The sequence below is a fragment of the Pseudobutyrivibrio ruminis CF1b genome (assembly GCF_000424005.1).
In the GTDB taxonomy this organism is placed as follows: domain Bacteria; phylum Bacillota; class Clostridia; order Lachnospirales; family Lachnospiraceae; genus Pseudobutyrivibrio; species Pseudobutyrivibrio ruminis_C.
In genome coordinates this window covers 1-18,923 of record NZ_AUJB01000012.1, presented here as the reverse complement: position 1 = coordinate 18,923, position 18,923 = coordinate 1, and the positions used below count along the sequence as shown (strand labels likewise).

Here is an 18,923-nt window from a genome sequence, read left to right as displayed (position 1 = left end):
AATTATGGTCTAAAAGTGGTTTTTATATATTTGAATAAAGGTGACTTATGGCTACTACAACAGATTTAAATTCAAAAATTAATGAAAAATACGGAAGGATGTCAAAAGGCCAGAAGCTTTTGGCCAATTACATCATCGATAATTACGATAAGGCTGTATTTCTCACTGCCGCAAAGCTTGGAGATATCCTTGGGATCTCAGAATCTACAGTTGTAAGATTTGCTTCATTTATCGGCTATAGCGGATATCCAGAGTTCCAGCAGGCTTTAGAGGCGATGGTCAGAACAAAGCTTAATACCAGTGACAGAGTAGAGGTGACAAAAGGTGGTATCGAGCAAAACGGTGTCCTCAGAGAGGTCCTTACTTCTGATGCTTTAAAGATTAAGAATACTATGGAAAATATGGATGAGGCAGCTTTTTATAATGCGGTGGAGGCGTTGCTTAAGGCTAAAAGGATTTACGTGGTTGGTATTCGCAGCTGCGCTCCCCTTGCATCATTTCTGTCATTTTACTTAAATCTTATCTTTGACAATGTGGTAAATCTCCAGACATCATCTGCATCTGAGCTTTTCGAGCAGATGATTCATATCAATGAGGATGACTGTATTATCGGAATATCTTTCCCTAGATATTCTATGCGTACTTTAAAGGCATTGGAGTTTGCAAACAATAGACAGGCTAACGTAATTACAATAACCGATTCTATTCATTCACCAATGAATCTTTACAGCTCATGCAATCTCATCGCAGAAAGCGACATGCATTCGGTAGTGGATTCATTAGTTGCTCCACTTTCAGTTATAAATGCGCTGATTGTCGAGCTTTGCAATCGAAGACAGGCAGAGGTGGCCAATACACTTGATATGGTTGAAAATGTCTGGTCAGAATATCAGTTTTACGAGAATGATGAAATTGATATGGTTGATGATTCTATTAAAATGTTCTATCCAGGAGAATCTTAATGGCAAATGTTATTGTTGTTGGCGGTGGCGCTGCAGGAATGATGGCGGCATACGCAGCAGGAATGTGTGGTCATACAGTCACACTTCTTGAGAAAAACGAGAAATTAGGAAAGAAGATCTATATCACAGGAAAAGGAAGATGTAATTTTACAAACGCCTGCGATATAGAAGACTTCTTTAAAAATATAGTTAGCAATCCAAAGTTCTTGTACAGCTCACTGTATACTTTTGGACCTGAATCCATGATTGATTTCATCGAGATGAATGGCACTCCTACAAAAGTAGAGCGTGGAAACAGAGCTTTTCCAGTTTCAGACCATGCTTCGGATATCACGAAGGCTTTGGAAAAAGCATTAAAAGAGTACGGAGTAAAGATAAAGCTCCACACAGAAGTCCAGGAGCTTCTTATTGATGAAGGCACTGTTACAGGCGTCCTTTTAAAGGATGGTACTAAAATGGACTGCGACCATGTGGTAGTTGCCACTGGTGGACTTTCATACAGGACTACAGGTTCTACAGGCGACGGATTAAAATGGGCAAAGAAGGCAGGTCTTAATGTGACAGAGACCAGACCAGCTCTTGTTCCACTTAATACAAAAGAGGCATACATCCCTACAATGCAGGGCCTTGCCCTTAAAAATGTTAATCTCACAATTTTTGATGAAAAGAAAAAGCTTTATGACAGCTTCGGTGAGATGCTTTTCACTCACTTTGGTGTCAGCGGCCCGCTGGTACTTTCAGCCAGCTCTATAATAGGAAAGACTCTTCAAAAGAAGGGAAGCCTGAAAGCCGTTGTAGATTTAAAGCCAGCTCTTTCCAGAGAGGAGCTTGAAAACAGAATCCTTAGAGATTTCAATGAAAACATGAACAAGCACTTAAGCTCAGTTTTGCGCGGCTTGCTTCCTAGTTCAATGGTTCCTGTATTTATTGAGATTATGGATTTTGATGACAGTCGTCAGATTAATTCTGTTACAAAGGAAGAGAGAGGTCAGCTTCTCGATTTATTGAAAGCTTTTCCATTCACTATTTCAGGGCTTCGTGATTACAATGAGGCCATAGTGACACAAGGTGGAGTTTCTGTGAAAGATATTGACCCATCTACCTTAAAATGTAAAAATATAAATGGTCTTTCATTCGTTGGAGAAGTTCTTGATTTGGACGCCTTCACAGGAGGATTTAATTTGCAAATTGCCTGGTCTACAGGTTACCTGGCCGGGTTATCAATATAAAATCTTGGAGGATATTTTATTATGGCAATGAATGTTGCAATCGATGGACCAGCTGGTGCTGGAAAGTCTACAATAGCAAAGGCTATTGCAAAGAAATTAGGATATGTTTATGTGGATACTGGAGCTATGTATAGAGCTATGGCTTTATTCTTCCTTCGTTCTAATATCTCAAAGGATGATGAGGCTAAGATTTCTTCAGTAGTTGATGATATTAACGTTTCTATTAAATATGAGGATGGAGCTCAGCACGTAATCCTTAACGGTGAGGATGTTACTGGTCTTATCCGTACAGAAGAGGTTGGAAACATGGCCAGCGCTACATCTGTTTACGGTCCAGTTAGAACAAAGCTTGTTGCTTTACAGCAGGAGCTTGCAAAGACTACAGATGTTATTATGGATGGCCGTGATATCGGTACAGTAGTTCTTCCTAATGCAGATGTTAAGGTTTTCCTTACAGCATCAGTGGAGTGCAGAGCAAAGAGAAGATATGATGAGCTTGTCGCAAAGGGACAGGAAGCAGACTTCGATCAGATTGCAAAGGATATCGAAGAGCGCGACTACCGCGACAGCCACAGAGAAATCAGCCCACTTAAGCAGGCAGATGATGCAACACTCGTAGATAGCTCAAACATGACTATTGATGAGGTTGTCGATACAATTATAAAATTATGTAATAAGTAGAGGTATTCTATGAAGGTCACACTAGCCAAATCCGCAGGTTTCTGCTTCGGTGTTCAGCGAGCAGTAGATGTAGTAGAAAAACAAATCAGCGAAGGCGCCGCACCATTATACACATACGGCCCAATCATTCATAATGAAGAAGTTGTTAAGGGCTTCGAGGCAAATGGTGTAAAGGTAATGGAAGAGGATTCAGATGAATCTTATCCAGCAGGCACAGTTATCATTCGCTCACATGGTGTCACCAGATCCGTTGAGGAAGATTTAAAATCAAAGGGTCACAATATTATCGATGCCACATGTCCTTTTGTTAAAAAGATTCATCGTGCAGTTGATGAACATTCAAAGGCAGGAGAGCATATCGTCATTATTGGAAACCCAGATCACCCTGAAGTAAGAGGCATTGTTGGCTGGATTAATGGTGATGATTACACAGTAATTCCTGATGAGAAGGCGGCTGTGGATTTTTCAGTTAATACTCACGCGGGTATTTGTATTGTGTCTCAAACCACCTTTAATCATAATAAATTTCAAGAATTAGTTGAAATTATAAAGCAAAAAGGTTATCATATTATTGTTTTGAATACAATATGCGATGCGACTAATAAGCGACAGGTTGAGGCGGCTGAAATCGCTTCCAATGTAGACGCCATGATAGTCATAGGAAGTAAAAATTCTTCCAACACGCAGAAATTGTATGAGATATGCAAAACAAAATGCAACGATACTTACTATATACAGACAGCTGATGATTTACAGCTTTCTGGCCTTAGTTCCATTGAAAGTGTAGGTATTACCGCAGGGGCTTCCACCCCAAACAATATTATCGAGGAGGTTCAAAAGAAATGTCAGAAATGAGTTTTGAACAAATGCTAGAGGAATCATTTAAAACTATACACAATGGAGAGGTCGTAGACGGTACTGTTATCAGTGTTAAGCCTGATGAAATCGTTTTAAACATCGGTTACAAGTCAGATGGTATTATTACACGTTCTGAGTACACCAACGAGTCAAACGTAGATCTTACTACTGTTGTTAAGGTTGGCGACCCACTTTCAGCTATTGTTGTAAAGGTTAATGATGGCGAGGGCCAGGTTCTCTTATCTTATAAGAGACTTGTTCAGGAAAAGGGTAATGAGAGATTAGCAGAGGCATTTGAGAACGGTGAGGTTCTTACAGCTACTGTTGATAAGGTTCTTAAGGGTGGCCTTACAGTTGTTGTTGATGAAGCAAGAGTATTTATCCCAGCTTCATTCGTATCAGACGTATATGAGAAGGATCTTGGAAAGTACCAGGGTCAGGAAATCAGCTTTATTATTACAGAATTCGATCCAAAGCGTCGTAGAATCATTGGTAACAGAAAGACACTTCTTGTTGCTGATAGAGCAAAGGCTCAGGAAGAGCTCATGTCTAAGATCGCTGTAGGTCAGGAGTTCGAAGGAACAGTTAAGAATGTTAAGGACTTTGGTGCATTCATCGATTTAGGTGGTGCTGATGGTCTTCTTCACATCTCAGAGATGAGCTGGGGTCGTGTTGAGAATCCTACAAAGACTCTTAACGTTGGCGATACAATTAAGGTATTTGTTAAGGAAATCAAGGACGGAAAGATTGCTCTTTCTTGCAAGTTTGACAATGAGAACCCATGGAATGGTGCTTCAGACAAGTATGCAGTAGGCTCTGTTGTTAAGGGTAAGGTTGTTCGTATGAAGGACTTCGGTGCTTTCGTAGAGCTTGCACCTGGTATTGATGCACTTCTTCACGTTTCTCAGATTTCTAAGGAGCGTATCGAGAAGCCTTCTGATGTTCTTACAATCGGACAGGATATCGAGGCAAAGGTTGTTGAGTTCAATGACGATGAGAAGAAGATCAGCCTTTCAATGAAGGCACTTCTTGAGCCAGAGACAGCTGAGGCTGATGAGGCAGAGGTTGCTGATGTAAACATCGAAGAAGTAGCTGCTTCAGAGGAATAAAATTAATTATTCATAAGACCTGGATTAGTTCCAGGTCTTATTTTTTGTTTATTCGTAGAAATATAACAATAAATACACAAATAATCAGTATAATGAATCTGTTCAAAGTGGTGATATCTATTCTTAGGATAGAAATTTATACTATTGAGGAGTGTAATATGGATAATTACGAAGGATTCAAGCAGGAAGTACTCAGTCTTACTAAGATTGATCTTAGTTCCTACAAAGAGAAACAGATGCGTCGTCGAATTGATTCTCTGGTTACTAAGCATAAGTGCAAAGAGTATCACGAATATGTAATGCTTCTGAAAAATGACAAGGAAGTCTTTGACGAATTTGTAAATTTCCTAACAATAAATGTTTCTGAGTTCTACAGAAACCCAGAGCAGTGGGAACTTATGAGCAAGGAATTTATTCCAGAGCTTATGAAGAAGTCAGGACAGAACCTTAAGATTTGGAGTGCTGCTTGTTCTACAGGTGATGAGCCATATTCATTAGTAATGTGTTTGTCACAGCATATTCCACTTAATAAGATTAAGATTTTAGCTACTGATCTTGATAAACAGGTTATTGCTACTGCAAAGGTTGGACTTTACAGTGCAAAGAGTATAGCCAATGTTCCAGCTGATCTTAAGAAGAAATTCTTTACACCTGTAGGAAGTTCTTTCCAGATTAGTGATGAAGTAAAGAGATGCGTAGAGTTTAAGGAGCACAATCTCCTTAGAGATGCATATCCTACAAACTATGACATGATTGTATGTCGAAATGTATTGATTTACTTTACTGATGAGGCTAAGACAGAAGTTTATGACAAGTTCTGCAAATCCCTTAGAACTGGAGGAATCCTATTCATTGGATCTACAGAACAGGTAATAGACTACAAAGAACTTGGATATAAGAGAAGATATTCCTTCTATTACGAGAAAGTATAAAAAATATACAACGAGCTACGGTTACGCTCTCAATCCTAAGATATTGCTTCGTCGAGCTGAAGAAAGCTCTCCTTGAGCAACACTTAGAGATTGATAGCTACCATAGCTCTTTTTAATGCTTTAACATATATCTAGTAATTTTGATAAAAATATCTTCTTTAATATCTGTTACGGATACGTATGCCTCCTTAGAGTTGTACTCAGGTTTGAATACTCGAGTGTTCCCAACATCAAATCCCCTTGGTAGAGCTACGAAAGAGCCTTCAGCAGATACTTTACAATCCTGACGGCTTGCTGGTCTGCGGCAGCTTTTATCGATGCTTTCCCCAATTGATTTAGGCACAATAATATCTTCATTAATGAGATAGTAGTAATTTCTGTAATCTGGCAGGAATGTAAAAAGTGAACCCTTAAACAGATTCAATGTAACGTAAATACGATTTCCTTTTATAATATACATACCGTATTCACGAATTTTATTGATAGAATTAGGCAGATTTATGGAAGTTTCCACCTCAAATCTAAGCTTATTTTCATCACTTTCATGGCTTATATACCGTAAATCCGAAGTAAGTAAATCCGTATATGCCATAATATCTGAGATATAAATCATACCCTTAATATCTTCAAAATTATGAAGCAAAATAAGGTCTTTTGACTCCTGGTCACCCATAAGAGAATAGTGCTGATATACAGGGATAAGCTCGCCACCATTATATTTATCATCACGGTGCAGGCCTAAGAATTCCTCAATAGTCTTTTGCTTGTAATTGGGAAGATCGAGAAGGCATTTTGCCTTTGTGGTAGTAAGATACATATCGACATGATGCTTTGACTTAATAGTGGTATTAAACTTATATTTTCTGCATCTTTCTACTATAAATGCTTCATCAAATCTGGTGGAATTAAAGCCCAGCAAATTATCGTATTTACAAATAACTCTTTCAAATTCTTCAAGAACTTCCAGCTCCTCAGCTTCGTTGTTAGCTAAAAGCTGAGTGATAGTGATTTTATTTCCAAGTCTGACTGCATAGCCAATTAAATAAATAAAGGCCTTGCGAGGTGAGAGACCAGTACATTCTATATCGAAAAATACAGTGTTCTCATCGAAATATTTATCTAAAGAGTAGCTTATATTATCTATGTCATAGCTATATTCTAGAATTTCCATTTATTACTCCGTTTTTATTATGATTTGCACAAACAACACAACTACTTTAACATTTTTGTACTTAAAAATATACAAAATAAATGATAATATTTATCTTTTGTTTCCAGCAAAATGATACAATTTAGATAAGTGTTATGAAACAAATTTTCAAAAGAGGGGTAAAGTACATGGGCCTTAAGACATTCAAAGGTGGTGTTCATCCTTACGACGGCAAGGACCTTTCAAAGGAAAAGCCTATAAAGGATTTAGTACCACAGGGAGAAATGGTTTATCCATTGTCACAACACATTGGTGCGCCAGCAGTAGCCTGCGTTTCAGTAGGTGATACTGTACTTAGAGGTCAGAAGATTGCTGATGCGGGAGGTTTTGTTTCTGCACCTATATATTCTTCTGTATCGGGCACTATTAGAGCAATAGAGCCTAGGCGAGTACCTACGGGAGACATGGTGAACTCCATCGTCATCGAAAGCGATGGAAAATTTATTGAGAAAGGCTTTGAGGGTTGCGAAGACTACACAAAGCTTTCTAAAGAAGAACTCATTAAAAAGATTCAGGACGCTGGAATTGTTGGTATGGGTGGAGCCGGATTCCCTACCCATGTAAAACTGTCACCAAAAAATCCAGAGAGCATTGAGTTCATCATTGCAAACTGTGCAGAGTGTGAGCCTTATCTTACATCTGACTACAGATCAATGGTTGAAGAGCCTGAAAAACTCATTACTGGAATGAAGATTATTCTTCAGCTGTTTCCAAAAGCAAAGGGACTTCTTGGAATAGAAGATAATAAGAGTGATGTTATCGAATCTCTGTCTAAGCTCTGTGAAAAAGAACCTCGTCTCGAGGTAGTTCCACTTATGACAAAGTACCCTCAGGGTGGTGAGCGTCAGCTTATCAAAGCCTGCACGGGTAGAGAAATTAATTCAAAGAAGCTTCCTGCTGATGCAGGTTGTATCGTAGATAATGTTGCCACTATTAATGCTGTCTACACAGCAGTTGTAGAGGGCAAGCCTGTTATGGACAGAATTTTCACTATCACAGGTGATGCGATTATGGAACCACGTAACTTCCGTATTTGCATCGGTACAAGCTACAAGGAAATACTTGAAGCTGCAGAAGGATATGTAAGAGAGCCACAGAAGCTTATCTCTGGCGGTCCTATGATGGGATTTGCTCTGATGGATGTCAATGTTCCTACTACAAAGACATCTGGTGCCCTTGTAGCATTATCTGAGGATGAGGTTTCTAAGTTCGAGACTACTGCCTGCATTAACTGCGGCAGATGTGTAGAAGCCTGTCCTGAAAATCTTATTCCTTCTCGACTTTCTAAGTTTTCTGATCATGGCGATAAGGAACAATTCGAAAAATGGTACGGCCTTGAGTGTATAGAGTGTGGTAGCTGCAGCTTCGCATGCCCAGCTCGTCAGCCTCTTGCACAGGCAATTAAGACCATGAAGAAGATGGTTCTGGCAGATAAGAGAAAAAAGTAGAAAGGAAAGGCAAAACATGAGCAATTTATTAAAGGTTTCTTCATCTCCACATGTTAGAGCCAAAGACGATACAAGCCGTATCATGCTTTATGTAATCCTTGCCCTTATGCCAACAACGATTTTTGGTATTATAAATTTTGGCCTTAGAGCATTATTACTTGTTGCAGTGTGTATTCTAACATGTGTAGTTTCAGAATTATTATTTGAAAAGGCAGTTGGTAAGAAAAGCACTATTAAGGATTTAAGTGCTGCTGTTACAGGTCTTTTACTTGCACTTAACTTACCAAGCACACTTCCTGTTTGGCAGGCAGTTATTGGTTCCGTATTTGCGATAGTCGTTGTTAAGATGCTTTTTGGTGGATTGGGACAGAATTTCATGAACCCAGCACTTGGCGGAAGAGCATTCCTTGTTATTTCTTTCGCAGCTACAATGACTCATTTCGAATATGATGGCGTAGCTGGAGCCACACCTCTCGCTTGTCTTAAAAATGGCGAGATGGTAAACACTCTTGATATGCTTATTGGACGTACTGGTGGTACCATCGGTGAAACAAGTGCTCTTTGCATTTTGATTGGTGCTATTATTCTTATTCTTTTAGGAGTAATCGATTTAACAATTCCTGGTGTTTACATCCTAAGTTTTGTTGTATTCATCGTTTTATTCGGTGGTCATGGCTTTGACACTACATACATCGTTGCTCACCTTTGTGGTGGCGGACTTATGCTTGGTGCATTCTTCATGGCTACAGATTATGTCACATCACCTATTACACCTTTAGGCAAAGTCATATTTGGTATTTGCCTTGGTGTTCTCACAGGTCTCTTCAGAATATTTGGAAACAGTGCAGAAGGTGTCAGCTTCGCAATCATCTTCAGTAACCTTCTTGTTCCACTTATTGAGAGAGTGACTGTCCCTAGAGCTTTCGGCATTGAGCGCGAGAGAAAACCAAAGGAGGTGAAGGCTAATGAATAAATTAGTTAAAGATGCTTTGGTTCTTACAGGTATTACAGTTGTTGCTGGTTTCGCCCTTGGTTTGGTATACGAAATCACAAAAGCTCCTATTGCTAAGGCTCAGGAAGATGCTTTAAATAAAGCTTATCAGACAGTTTATTCTACAGCTGAAGCCTACGAGCCTTTAGAGGGATTCGATTCTGAGAAGGCCACAGCAATAGTTCAGGAAGCTGGTTTCCCTGATGACACAATTGATAACTGTGTTACAGCCTGGGATGCAAATGGCAATCAGGTGGGATACATTATCACTGTTACATCTAATGCTGGATACGGCGGAAAGATCACATTCTCTATGGGTATCACCAATGACAGTGTGATTAACGGATATTCCATCACCAGCATTTCCGAGACAGCAGGTCTTGGTATGAAAGCAAGAGATACAGGCGACGGAACATTCTCTTCCCAGTTTGTTGACAGAAAAGCTGAGATATTTACAGTTACAAAAAATGGTGCATCTTCATCTTCTGAGATTGATGCCATTTCAGCAGCTACAATTACATCAAGGGCTGTTACAAATGGTGTGAATGCAGGTGTTACCTACTTCAATTATTTGGTAGGAGGTGCAGCTAATGAATAAGTATCTTGAGAGATTATATAACGGACTCTGGAAAGAAAATCCTACCTTTGTATTGATGCTTGGTATGTGTCCAACACTTGCTGTTACCACATCCGCTATCAATGGTATTGGTATGGGTCTTTCCACTACAGTGGTACTTGTACTATCAAATATGATGATTTCCGCTCTTAGAAATCTCATTCCTGATAGAGTAAGAATGCCAGCATTCATTGTTGTTGTTGCATCCTTCGTTACAATCGTACAGTTCTTGATGGAAGGCTTCACACCTTCACTTTACGAATCACTTGGAATTTACATTCCACTTATCGTAGTAAACTGTATCATCTTAGGACGTGCAGAGAGCTACGCATCTAAGAATCCTATCATTCCATCTATGTTTGATGGTATCGGTATGGGACTTGGATTCACAGTAGGCCTTACACTTATAGGTATGGTTCGTGAAATCTTAGGTAATGGTTCTTTCTTCGGAAATACTATTACAGCATTAAATGATTATCACATTACATTATTTGGACTTGCTCCTGGAGCATTCTTTGTACTTGGTTTCCTTGTTGCAATAATGAATATTGTAAGAAGAAATATGGAAGCAAAAGGCAAGCCACTTCCTGCAGTTCAGGGATGTCTCGGCGGTGATTGCTCAGGATGTTCACTTTCAAGTGCTTGTACTGGTAAATCATTAGTACATCATGTAGAGGAGCTTCCTCCAGTAAATCCTAAGGATGTGGCAAAGCCACAGATGGTTAAGCAGGAGGTTAAGCATACTGCAAATGCTAAGAATGTAGAAGATGTAGAAAAATCTGGATCTGATTCTTCTTATGCAGATGATGATATTCAGGGAAAGGGGGAAGATAAGTAATGGGCTATTTTACAGGATTAGTTCTTTTACTGGTTGCATCGGCAATCGTTAACAACGTTGTTCTTTCTCAGTTCCTTGGTCTGTGTCCTTTCCTTGGTGTTTCCAAGAGAGTTGAGACAGCAGCCGGCATGGGCGGTGCAGTTATATTCGTAATTACGATAGCATCATTTGTTGCTTCGCTGATTTACAAATTTATTCTTGCACCTACAGGATTTGAATACATGCAGACAATTGTATTCATCCTTGTTATTGCTGCACTTGTTCAGTTTGTAGAGATGGTATTAAAGAAGAATGTGCCATCACTTTACAATTCACTCGGTGTATATCTTCCTTTGATTACAACAAACTGCGCAGTTCTTGGTACAGCAATTAATAACGTAACTAACAACTATGATATTCTCGAATCAGTTATAAATGGTTTTGGTGTTGCAGTTGGTTTCACAATTGCTATAGTAATCATGGCTGGTATTCGTGAGAAAATTGAATACAACGATATTCCAGAGACTTTCAAGGGCTCAGCTATAGTTCTTGTTACAGCAGGACTTATGGCAATGGCATTCCTTGGATTCTCAGGAGTAATTTAAGGAGGGCTGACGTATGAGTATTGCGGGAATTTTACTGGCAGCAGTCATTGTTGGCGCTACCGGTTGTATTATTGGATTTTTCCTTTGTTTCGCATCTGAGAAGTTTAAGGTAGCAGTTGATCCTAAGGAGGAGGCTGTACTTGCAGTTCTTCCTGGGAATAACTGTGGTGGTTGTGGATACGCTGGATGTTCAGGTCTTGCTGCTGCAATTGCCAAAGGAGAGGCACCTGTTAATGGATGTCCTGTCGGTGGAGCTCCAGTGGCTGCATTCGTTTCAGAAATCATGGGTGTCGAAGCAGAGGAAGGTGGACGTAAGGTTGCATTTGTAATGTGTCACGGTACATGTGATCATGCTACTCAGCTTTACGACTACACAGGTGTAGAAGATTGTAAGGCTATGGCCTTTGTTCCTGGAGGCGGCCCTAAGGCCTGCTCTTATGGATGTATGGGATTTGGTTCCTGCGTAAAGGCTTGTCCATTTGATGCAATTCACATCATCGATGGAGTTGCAGTAGTAGATAAGGAAGCCTGCAAGGCCTGCGGTAAGTGTGTGGATACCTGTCCAAATCACCTTATCGAGCTTATTCCTTATGAGGCTGGTCATGCAGTTCGCTGCCACAACAATGACAAGGGCAAAGATGTAATGGCTGTCTGCAAGGTAGGTTGTATCGGATGTCACAAGTGCGAGAAGACTTGTGAATTCGGTGCAATCACAGTAGATGGATTCTTTGCTCACATCGATCAGAGCAAATGTACTTCATGTGGAAAGTGCGCAGAAGTATGTCCAAGACATATAATTTTATAATTTAAACTAAGAACCTCGTTACACTCTCAAGCCTTGAAATACTCCGCTCGACTAACATGTCTCGCTAAAGTATTTTCAAGAGCTTGATAGTTACGAGGTATTTTTTTGTCTTATATACTTTTACCTTGCTTTAACGTAATGGTAAGTGGTATGATATCGGGGAATATAAATAGGAGAAGCGCTATGTACGGACATGATTTTACTAAGAAGAAGCGTGTTATAGTTAAGGTTGGTTCATCCACTATTACACATGAAGCTACAGGTAACATTGATTACACTAAGCTGGAGCGTTTAGTTCGACAGCTTTGTGATTTGCGAGCTCAGGGCAAGGATGTATGTCTTGTTTCATCTGGTGCCATCGCAGTTGGTCGTTATGCCATTGGCCTTAAGGAACGCCCTAAGGATTTGGCTACAAAGCAGGCTTGCGCCTCTATTGGGCAGGCTTATTTGATGTCGGTTTATCAGAAGCTTTTTTCTGAGTATAATCAACGAGCTGGTCAGATTCTTATGACTAAGAAGACTATGACTGACCCAGAGTCCAGAGAGAATGCGCGTAACACCTTCGAGCAGCTTTTCGCCCTTGGCGTTATTCCTGTTGTAAATGAAAATGATACTGTTGCCACACACGAGATTCAGTTTGGTGATAACGATTCACTTTCGGCTATCGTTACCGCTCTTGTTAAGGCTGATGCTCTTGTATTGCTTTCAGATATAGATGGTCTTTATACAGATAATCCTAATACAAATCCAGATGCGGAGTTTGTTCCTATTGTAGAGGATTTGGATTCTGTTATGGATATGGCATCAGAGGAAAGCACATCAAATGTTGGCACCGGTGGCATGACTGCAAAGCTTCGCGCAGCTCAGATTGCTACATACAGTGGCGCTGATATGGTTATTACAAATGGCGCACACATCGGTAATATACACCGTATTTTTGAAAACAAGGATAAGGGCACATTATTTGTTGCAAACAAGCGTGATGATGTCCGAGTCTTAGATTTATTAGAGGATTAAAATGATTACAGAGAAAGATATTGCAAGAATCAACGAATTATATCACAAGAGCAAGGCAGAAGGCCTTACTGACGCAGAAAAGGAAGAGCAGGCAAAGCTTAGAAGAGCATATATCGATGCTATCAAGGGAAATGTCCGTGCTCAGCTAGATAATATTGACATTGTAGATGAAAATGGCAAGGTAGAGAACCTTGGCGAAAAATATGGAAAGAAGTCAAAATAACGCTAATCTTAGAAAACAAAACAAATTGATGAGAGATAGTATTGAGCTACAGGACAGGCAGTTTCTATCTCAGCAAATCGTTATTAGTTTAAAAGCTCTTTTAGAATCTGATTTTGAAAGAGCTAATATTTTTTTATGCTACTATCCATTTGGCTCAGAAGTAGATGTTCTTCTTCTTTACAAGCAGCTTTTAGATAAAGGAAAAGAGCTTTATTTTCCTGTGTCTGACAAAGAGAATCATGAATTGATATTTAGAAAGGTTTCTAATTTATCTTCAGATTTCCATAAGGGTGCTTACGATATTATGGAGCCAAATGAAGAGCTTCCGGTTTATAATAATGATGGAGACGCCATCGTATTTACACCGGGACTTGTTTTCGATACTAACCTTAATCGTTTGGGCTATGGAGCTGGATACTACGACAGATTTTTCCATCAAAACAGTGATGTTACCAAAATTGGTCTTTGCTTCAACACCCAAATCAATAATGAAATTATTCCAGAGGAACATGATGTTCCAATGGATTTAGTTGTTACTGACAGGCGCATCATAAGGAGAACAGGTTATGACATTAATTGAACTGGCATCAAAGGCAAAAGCAGCAAAGTACGAGATTGCACAACTTTCCACAGAGGTTAAAAACAAAGCTATTTTAGCGGCAGCTGATGCACTAGAGAAAAATAGTGCCCAGATTATCAGTGCCAATGCTATCGATATGGCAAATGGTGAAAAAAAAGGACTTAATCAGGGACTTTTAGATCGATTGAAGCTTGATGAAAGCCGTATCAAAGGAATAGCTGATGGTCTTAGAGCTATTGTTGAGCTTGAAGACCCAATCGGAAAGATTACAGAAGAATTTGAAAGACCTAATGGATTAAAGATTAAAAAGCGTCTTGTTCCCATTGGTGTTGTAGGTGTTATTTATGAGGCCAGACCTAATGTTACAGCTGATGTTTTTGGGCTTTGCTTTAAGACAGGAAATGCTGTTATTCTTAAAGGTGGCAGTGACGCCTTAGAATCAAATAAAGAAATTGTAAAGGTTATCAAAAAGGCACTTGAATCAGAAGGACTTCCAGTGGATGCCATAACACTTATAGAAGATACCACAAGAGAGTCTACCAATCAGATGATGCGCATGAATGAATACATTGATGTGCTTATCCCAAGAGGTGGTGCCGGCCTTATTAAGTCAGTAGTAGAAAATGCTTCTGTTCCTGTTATCGAGACAGGGTCAGGCAACTGCCATATATATGTAGATTATGATGCAGATATCGATATGGCTATCAGCATTATCGAAAATGCCAAGACACAGCGTATTGGCGTTTGCAATGCATGCGAGTCTCTTGTTATAAATGAGAAAATCGCACCAACACTTCTTCCTGCTTTAAATAAAAAGCTCAAAGAACATGTTGTTCAAATATTTGCAGATGAGAAATCAAGAGCTTTTATGGAAGGCTCAGATGCAGCTACAGAAGATGATTTCGGTACAGAGTACTTAGATTACATCATCTCTGTAAAAACAGTTTCAGATGTTGATGAGGCAATTGCCCATATCAATAAATACAATACAGGTCATTCTGAATCTATCATCACAAATGATAAGGAAAATGCAGAGAAATTCTTAAGTGGAATTGACGCAGCCTGTGTTTATGTAAATGCTTCCACCAGATTTACTGATGGATTCGAATTTGGCTTTGGTGCTGAGATTGGAATAAGCACTCAGAAGCTTCACGCTAGAGGTCCAATGGGACTTTTAGCATTAACAAGTTATAAATACACCATCTACGGTGATGGTCAGATTAGAAAGTAAGATAGGATTTATATGAGTATTACAGATTTATTAAACAATGCTCCAAATCAGGAGCCAGAGCGTCAATATTATTTTATTGAGGAAGCAAAGAAGATTGTTGCAAAGAAGGAGCAGGAAAAGGGACGTAAGCTTACATGCTGCGTTACTACTTTCGGCTGTCAGATGAATGCCAGAGATTCTGAGAAGCTTCTCGGTATTTTAAAACAGATTGGTTATGTGGAGACAGAGAGCGAGAACGCAGATTTTGTTATCTACAACACATGTACTGTTCGTGAAAATGCCAACAATAAAGTATATGGTCATCTTGGTATCCTTCACGGTTATAAGAAAAAGAATAAGGATATGATGATTGGTCTCTGCGGATGTATGATGCAGGAGCCTACTGTAATCGAGCACCTTAAAGCAAATTACAAGTTCGTAGACCTTATTTTCGGTACACACAATCTTTATAAGTTTGCAGAATTATTTACAACAGCTCTTCTCAATAAAAAGGGCATGATTATTGATATCTGGAAGGACACAGATAAAATCGTAGAGAACCTTCCAATTTCTCGTAAATACCCATTTAAGTCAGGTGTAAATATTAGCTTTGGCTGCAACAACTTCTGCTCATACTGTATCGTTCCTTATGTTCGTGGTCGTGAGCGTTCAAGAAAGCCAGAGGACATCGTAGCTGAGATTAAAGAGCTTGTAGCAGATGGCGTAGTAGAAGTTATGCTTCTTGGTCAGAATGTTAACTCATACGGCGTTGGTCTTGAAGAAAAGGTAACATTTGCTGATCTTCTTCGTATGGTAAATGATATCGAGGGCTTAAAGCGTATTCGTTTTATGACTCCTCACCCAAAGGATTTATCTGATGATTTAATTGAGGCTATGGCTACATGTGATAAGGTTTGCCATCATATGCATCTTCCACTTCAGTCAGGAAGCACAGAAATCCTTAAGAAGATGAATCGTCGCTACACAAAGGAGCACTATCTTGGATTAGTTGAGAAGCTTCGTGCGCGTATTCCAGATGTTGCTATCACTACTGATATCATCGTTGGTTTCCCTGGCGAGACAGAGGAAGATTTCCTTGATACTATGGATGTAGTTGATAAGGTACATTACGATTCAGCATTCACATTCATCTATTCAAAGAGAACTGGTACTCCTGCAGCTGCTATGGAGAATCAGGTTCCTGAAGATGTTGTGAAGGATCGTTTCGACAGACTTCTTGCTCTTGTACAGAAACATGGACATGATAAGGTTCAGTCACTTGAGGGCACTGTTCAGGAAGTTCTTGTGGAAGAGGTAAATGAGCAGGATGCCAGCCTTGTTTCAGGTAAACTTGCTAATAACGTCACAGTTCATTTCCCAGGAGATGAATCTATGATTGGAAAAATCGTTAAAGTTAAGTTAAACTGTTGTAAGGGATTTTATTTTATCGGCGAAATCTCTGAATAAACAACAAGGGGGAGAGTGTATGTTTGCTTACGTTCGCGGCACACTTTCAGATATTGATGAGAATATTGTAATAATAGAGAATAACGGAGTGGGCTATGCCATTAGTTCTTCTATGAGCACTATCAGGCAGCTGCCTAATATCGGTTCAGAGATAAAGCTCAATACAAAGCTCATTCCAAAGGAAGATTCTCTTACTTTATATGGATTTTATGATAAGGAGGAGCTTAAGATGTTTGAGCTTCTTCTTTCAGTTAGTGGAATTGGTCCAAAGGGAGCTCTTGCCATCCTTAGCAACATGACAGTTAGCGATATTCAATTCGCAGTTGCTGGTGCAGATGCAAAGGCTTTTGCGGCATGTCCTGGAATTGGTAAAAAGACTGCAGAGCGTGCAATTATCGATCTTAAGGATAAGGTTGATATAATTGGTGCGTTTGAAGCTAAGATTACTTCAGATTTATCAGGCAAGAAATCAGCTACGCCTGCTATTTCCGTAAAAGAAGAAGTTCTGGAAGCGTTGGTATCGCTGGGCTATTCAGCTAGCAATGCGGCCCGTGCTCTTGATAAAATGACAATCACCGAATCTACCACTACAGAGCAGCTTTTGAGTGACACACTTAAACAGATGTCGTTCTTATAGGATAGATAATTTTATCAAAAATTCAGGGAGTTTTACAATGTTATCAAATAAACAAATCACATCAACAATAGCAAGTCATGAAGATCTTGTTAATGATAATGCCCTTAGACCAAAGTCATTTGATGGCTACATAGGCCAGACTAAGGTTAAGGAAAACATGAAAATATATATTGAGGCAGCCAAGAATCGTGGTGATGCCTTGGATCATGTGCTTTTATATGGTCCTCCAGGTCTTGGAAAGACTACACTTGCTGGTATTGTAGCAGGAGAGATGGGGTCAAATATAAAGGTGACATCTGGTCCAGCTATTACCATTCCAGGTGAAATTGTTGCTGTGCTCATGACACTTAAAGATGGAGATATCTTATTCATAGATGAGATTCATCGTCTTTCAAAGCCAGTAGAGGAGACACTTTACTCAGCTATGGAGGATTTTGCTGTAGATATTGTCATGGGAAAAGATACTACAGCCCGTTCAATTCATACAAAGCTTCCGCGATTCACTCTTATTGGTGCCACCACCAGACCAGGTCTGCTTTCAGCACCCCTCAGGGATCGTTTTGGAATCATCGGACATATGGATTACTACACACCGGAGGAGCTATCTACAATCGTTACAGCATCTGCTGCTAAGCTTAATGCACCTATTGATTATGAGGGAGCTTATCAGATAGCCCTTCGTTCCAGAGGAACCCCTCGTCTTGCTAATAGATATCTAAAGCGTGTACGAGATTATGCTGAGGTTCGTTATGACGGAGAGATTACAAAAGAGGTAGCATCAGCTACTCTTGATTCACTTGAGGTAGATACTTTAGGACTTGATAATAATGATAGAAATATTTTGCTTGCTATCATAGAGCGTTTTAACGGTGGTCCGGTAGGTTTGGATAATCTTGCAGCCACTGTTGGAGAAGATTCTGGTACAATCGAAGATGTTTATGAGCCATACCTTTTGCAGCATGGTTTGATTATCCGAACTCCAAAGGGTAGAGTTGCAACTAAAGAAGCTTACGAACATTTCAATTTACCAGTGCCAGAGAATATGTAGCTTAAGCATCACTTCTTGATTGTGCAACTTTACAAATAATCCACACATGATTTAACGTAAAACACGATAATTGTAGAATGTTTCAAAAAGAGCCAGGTTTCACTTTACCAGGCTCTTTTTTTGATGTTATAGTTATGGTCGATTTATTATAATTAGTAGGGAATATAAATATGGGAAATATTGAATGGAATACCAGTAAGGTAATAGCGTACTTTGAGGCATGCCGAGAGCATTATGAGAAATTTCTTGCTATGTCAGATTCTCTTATGAAGGCATTTGAGGCTTTTGTAAATGACGACACCCATACTGGTGAAGAAGCGGACAATTCTAAGGGATTTGTAAAAGACAGACAGATACCTTTACTTATAGATATAACAGATGATATTCAGCAGCTGGAAACACTTCAGGACGAGATTATGTCGTCCTTTATTTCTGATGTTGATAATTCACCTAATGCCATAATTAGGACAGAGTACCT

At 39.5% G+C, this 18,923-nt stretch carries 21 protein-coding genes; 20 read left to right on the top strand and 1 reads right to left on the bottom strand.

Annotation, left to right across the window (positions count from 1 at the left end; translation table 11 throughout):
- The first annotated feature begins 47 nt into the window (after positions 1-47).
- The 6 genes from G592_RS0110815 to G592_RS0110790 all read left to right on the top strand — a co-directional run bounded on the left by G592_RS0110815 (position 48) and on the right by G592_RS0110790 (position 5,771).
- Entirely contained in the window at positions 48-962 is a 915-nt protein-coding gene (locus G592_RS0110815) for a MurR/RpiR family transcriptional regulator (RefSeq protein WP_028247833.1), read from the top strand.
- Positions 962-2,191 carry an NAD(P)/FAD-dependent oxidoreductase gene (locus tag G592_RS0110810; protein ID WP_028247832.1) on the top strand — a complete coding sequence of 410 codons (1,230 nt, stop codon included), beginning with the start codon at positions 962-964 and terminating at the stop codon, positions 2,189-2,191. Before G592_RS0110815 ends, G592_RS0110810 begins: the two co-directional genes overlap by 1 nt.
- 21 nt (positions 2,192-2,212) lie before the next feature.
- Positions 2,213-2,872 (top strand): (d)CMP kinase, encoded by a 660-nt coding sequence (cmk, locus tag G592_RS0110805; protein WP_028247831.1) that lies wholly within the window; start codon positions 2,213-2,215, stop codon positions 2,870-2,872.
- Between the two features lie 9 nt (positions 2,873-2,881).
- On the top strand, positions 2,882-3,727 hold the full coding sequence (gene ispH / locus G592_RS0110800) for a 4-hydroxy-3-methylbut-2-enyl diphosphate reductase (protein ID WP_028247830.1): 846 nt from the start codon (positions 2,882-2,884) through the stop codon (positions 3,725-3,727).
- Positions 3,715-4,839 carry a 30S ribosomal protein S1 gene (gene rpsA, locus G592_RS0110795; protein ID WP_028247829.1) on the top strand — a complete coding sequence of 375 codons (1,125 nt, stop codon included), beginning with the start codon at positions 3,715-3,717 and terminating at the stop codon, positions 4,837-4,839. Before ispH ends, rpsA begins: the two co-directional genes overlap by 13 nt.
- 158 nt (positions 4,840-4,997) lie before the next feature.
- Entirely contained in the window at positions 4,998-5,771 is a 774-nt protein-coding gene (locus tag G592_RS0110790) for a CheR family methyltransferase (RefSeq protein WP_028247828.1), read from the top strand.
- Between the two features lie 112 nt (positions 5,772-5,883).
- On the opposite strand, the gene G592_RS0110785 is transcribed toward G592_RS0110790, so the two are convergent.
- Positions 5,884-6,942 (bottom strand): ribonuclease H-like domain-containing protein, encoded by a 1,059-nt coding sequence (locus tag G592_RS0110785; protein ID WP_028247827.1) that lies wholly within the window; start codon positions 6,940-6,942, stop codon positions 5,884-5,886.
- Positions 6,943-7,109: 167 nt separating this feature from the next.
- Here G592_RS0110785 and rsxC point away from each other — a divergent pair, with 167 nt between their 5' ends.
- The 14 genes from rsxC to G592_RS16325 form a co-directional block, all read left to right on the top strand.
- The gene (gene rsxC / locus G592_RS0110780; RefSeq protein WP_028247826.1) at positions 7,110-8,429 is read left to right on the top strand and encodes an electron transport complex subunit RsxC; all 1,320 of its coding nucleotides are present in this window, start codon (positions 7,110-7,112) and stop codon (positions 8,427-8,429) included.
- A gap of 16 nt (positions 8,430-8,445) precedes the next feature.
- A complete protein-coding gene (locus G592_RS0110775; RefSeq protein WP_028247825.1) occupies positions 8,446-9,402 on the top strand; it encodes an RnfABCDGE type electron transport complex subunit D in 957 nt (318 codons plus the stop codon).
- Positions 9,395-10,018, top strand: coding sequence for an RnfABCDGE type electron transport complex subunit G (locus G592_RS0110770; protein ID WP_028247824.1), 624 nt, complete (start codon positions 9,395-9,397; stop codon positions 10,016-10,018). The genes G592_RS0110775 and G592_RS0110770 overlap by 8 nt, the downstream gene beginning before the upstream one ends.
- The gene (gene rsxE / locus G592_RS0110765; RefSeq protein ID WP_028247823.1) at positions 10,011-10,874 is read left to right on the top strand and encodes an electron transport complex subunit RsxE; all 864 of its coding nucleotides are present in this window, start codon (positions 10,011-10,013) and stop codon (positions 10,872-10,874) included. The genes G592_RS0110770 and rsxE overlap by 8 nt, the downstream gene beginning before the upstream one ends.
- Positions 10,874-11,458, top strand: a complete 585-nt coding sequence (gene rsxA, locus G592_RS0110760; RefSeq protein ID WP_028247822.1) for an electron transport complex subunit RsxA — start codon at positions 10,874-10,876, stop codon at positions 11,456-11,458. Before rsxE ends, rsxA begins: the two co-directional genes overlap by 1 nt.
- A 13-nt stretch (positions 11,459-11,471) precedes the next feature.
- On the top strand, positions 11,472-12,263 hold the full coding sequence (locus tag G592_RS0110755) for an RnfABCDGE type electron transport complex subunit B (protein WP_028247821.1): 792 nt from the start codon (positions 11,472-11,474) through the stop codon (positions 12,261-12,263).
- 183 nt (positions 12,264-12,446) lie between these two features.
- The gene (gene proB, locus G592_RS0110750; protein WP_028247820.1) at positions 12,447-13,280 is read left to right on the top strand and encodes a glutamate 5-kinase; all 834 of its coding nucleotides are present in this window, start codon (positions 12,447-12,449) and stop codon (positions 13,278-13,280) included.
- Between the two features lies 1 nt (position 13,281).
- Positions 13,282-13,503 (top strand): DUF896 domain-containing protein, encoded by a 222-nt coding sequence (locus G592_RS0110745; protein ID WP_330365440.1) that lies wholly within the window; start codon positions 13,282-13,284, stop codon positions 13,501-13,503.
- Complete coding sequence (locus G592_RS17105) at positions 13,484-14,083, top strand: 5-formyltetrahydrofolate cyclo-ligase (protein WP_051194883.1); 600 nt, start codon at positions 13,484-13,486, stop codon at positions 14,081-14,083. Before G592_RS0110745 ends, G592_RS17105 begins: the two co-directional genes overlap by 20 nt.
- Positions 14,070-15,314 (top strand): glutamate-5-semialdehyde dehydrogenase, encoded by a 1,245-nt coding sequence (locus G592_RS17595; protein ID WP_028247818.1) that lies wholly within the window; start codon positions 14,070-14,072, stop codon positions 15,312-15,314. Before G592_RS17105 ends, G592_RS17595 begins: the two co-directional genes overlap by 14 nt.
- Before the next feature lie 12 nt (positions 15,315-15,326).
- Entirely contained in the window at positions 15,327-16,760 is a 1,434-nt protein-coding gene (gene miaB / locus G592_RS17590) for a tRNA (N6-isopentenyl adenosine(37)-C2)-methylthiotransferase MiaB (protein WP_028247817.1), read from the top strand.
- A gap of 19 nt (positions 16,761-16,779) precedes the next feature.
- The gene (ruvA, locus tag G592_RS0110725; protein ID WP_028247816.1) at positions 16,780-17,397 is read left to right on the top strand and encodes a Holliday junction branch migration protein RuvA; all 618 of its coding nucleotides are present in this window, start codon (positions 16,780-16,782) and stop codon (positions 17,395-17,397) included.
- A gap of 37 nt (positions 17,398-17,434) precedes the next feature.
- A complete protein-coding gene (ruvB, locus tag G592_RS0110720; protein WP_028247815.1) occupies positions 17,435-18,445 on the top strand; it encodes a Holliday junction branch migration DNA helicase RuvB in 1,011 nt (336 codons plus the stop codon).
- Positions 18,446-18,615: 170 nt separating this feature from the next.
- Positions 18,616-18,923, top strand: a 308-nt coding sequence (locus tag G592_RS16325) for a hypothetical protein (protein ID WP_036952706.1), incomplete at its 3' end; no start/stop codon positions are given.

Coding starts and splice junctions, on each gene's coding strand:
- G592_RS0110810 (WP_028247832.1), top strand. CDS start 962: ATGGCAAATGTTATTGTTGTTGGCGGTGGCGCTGCAGGAATGATGGCG.
- cmk (WP_028247831.1), top strand. CDS start 2,213: ATGGCAATGAATGTTGCAATCGATGGACCAGCTGGTGCTGGAAAGTCT.
- ruvB (WP_028247815.1), top strand. CDS start 17,435: ATGTTATCAAATAAACAAATCACATCAACAATAGCAAGTCATGAAGAT.
- ruvA (WP_028247816.1), top strand. CDS start 16,780: ATGTTTGCTTACGTTCGCGGCACACTTTCAGATATTGATGAGAATATT.
- G592_RS0110785 (WP_028247827.1), bottom strand. CDS start 6,942: ATGGAAATTCTAGAATATAGCTATGACATAGATAATATAAGCTACTCT.
- G592_RS0110775 (WP_028247825.1), top strand. CDS start 8,446: ATGAGCAATTTATTAAAGGTTTCTTCATCTCCACATGTTAGAGCCAAA.
- G592_RS0110755 (WP_028247821.1), top strand. CDS start 11,472: ATGAGTATTGCGGGAATTTTACTGGCAGCAGTCATTGTTGGCGCTACC.
- G592_RS0110745 (WP_330365440.1), top strand. CDS start 13,282: ATGATTACAGAGAAAGATATTGCAAGAATCAACGAATTATATCACAAG.
- miaB (WP_028247817.1), top strand. CDS start 15,327: ATGAGTATTACAGATTTATTAAACAATGCTCCAAATCAGGAGCCAGAG.
- G592_RS17105 (WP_051194883.1), top strand. CDS start 13,484: ATGGAAAGAAGTCAAAATAACGCTAATCTTAGAAAACAAAACAAATTG.
- rpsA (WP_028247829.1), top strand. CDS start 3,715: ATGTCAGAAATGAGTTTTGAACAAATGCTAGAGGAATCATTTAAAACT.
- G592_RS17595 (WP_028247818.1), top strand. CDS start 14,070: ATGACATTAATTGAACTGGCATCAAAGGCAAAAGCAGCAAAGTACGAG.
- ispH (WP_028247830.1), top strand. CDS start 2,882: ATGAAGGTCACACTAGCCAAATCCGCAGGTTTCTGCTTCGGTGTTCAG.
- rsxE (WP_028247823.1), top strand. CDS start 10,011: ATGAATAAGTATCTTGAGAGATTATATAACGGACTCTGGAAAGAAAAT.
- rsxA (WP_028247822.1), top strand. CDS start 10,874: ATGGGCTATTTTACAGGATTAGTTCTTTTACTGGTTGCATCGGCAATC.
- G592_RS0110770 (WP_028247824.1), top strand. CDS start 9,395: ATGAATAAATTAGTTAAAGATGCTTTGGTTCTTACAGGTATTACAGTT.
- rsxC (WP_028247826.1), top strand. CDS start 7,110: ATGGGCCTTAAGACATTCAAAGGTGGTGTTCATCCTTACGACGGCAAG.
- G592_RS0110790 (WP_028247828.1), top strand. CDS start 4,998: ATGGATAATTACGAAGGATTCAAGCAGGAAGTACTCAGTCTTACTAAG.
- proB (WP_028247820.1), top strand. CDS start 12,447: ATGTACGGACATGATTTTACTAAGAAGAAGCGTGTTATAGTTAAGGTT.
- G592_RS0110815 (WP_028247833.1), top strand. CDS start 48: ATGGCTACTACAACAGATTTAAATTCAAAAATTAATGAAAAATACGGA.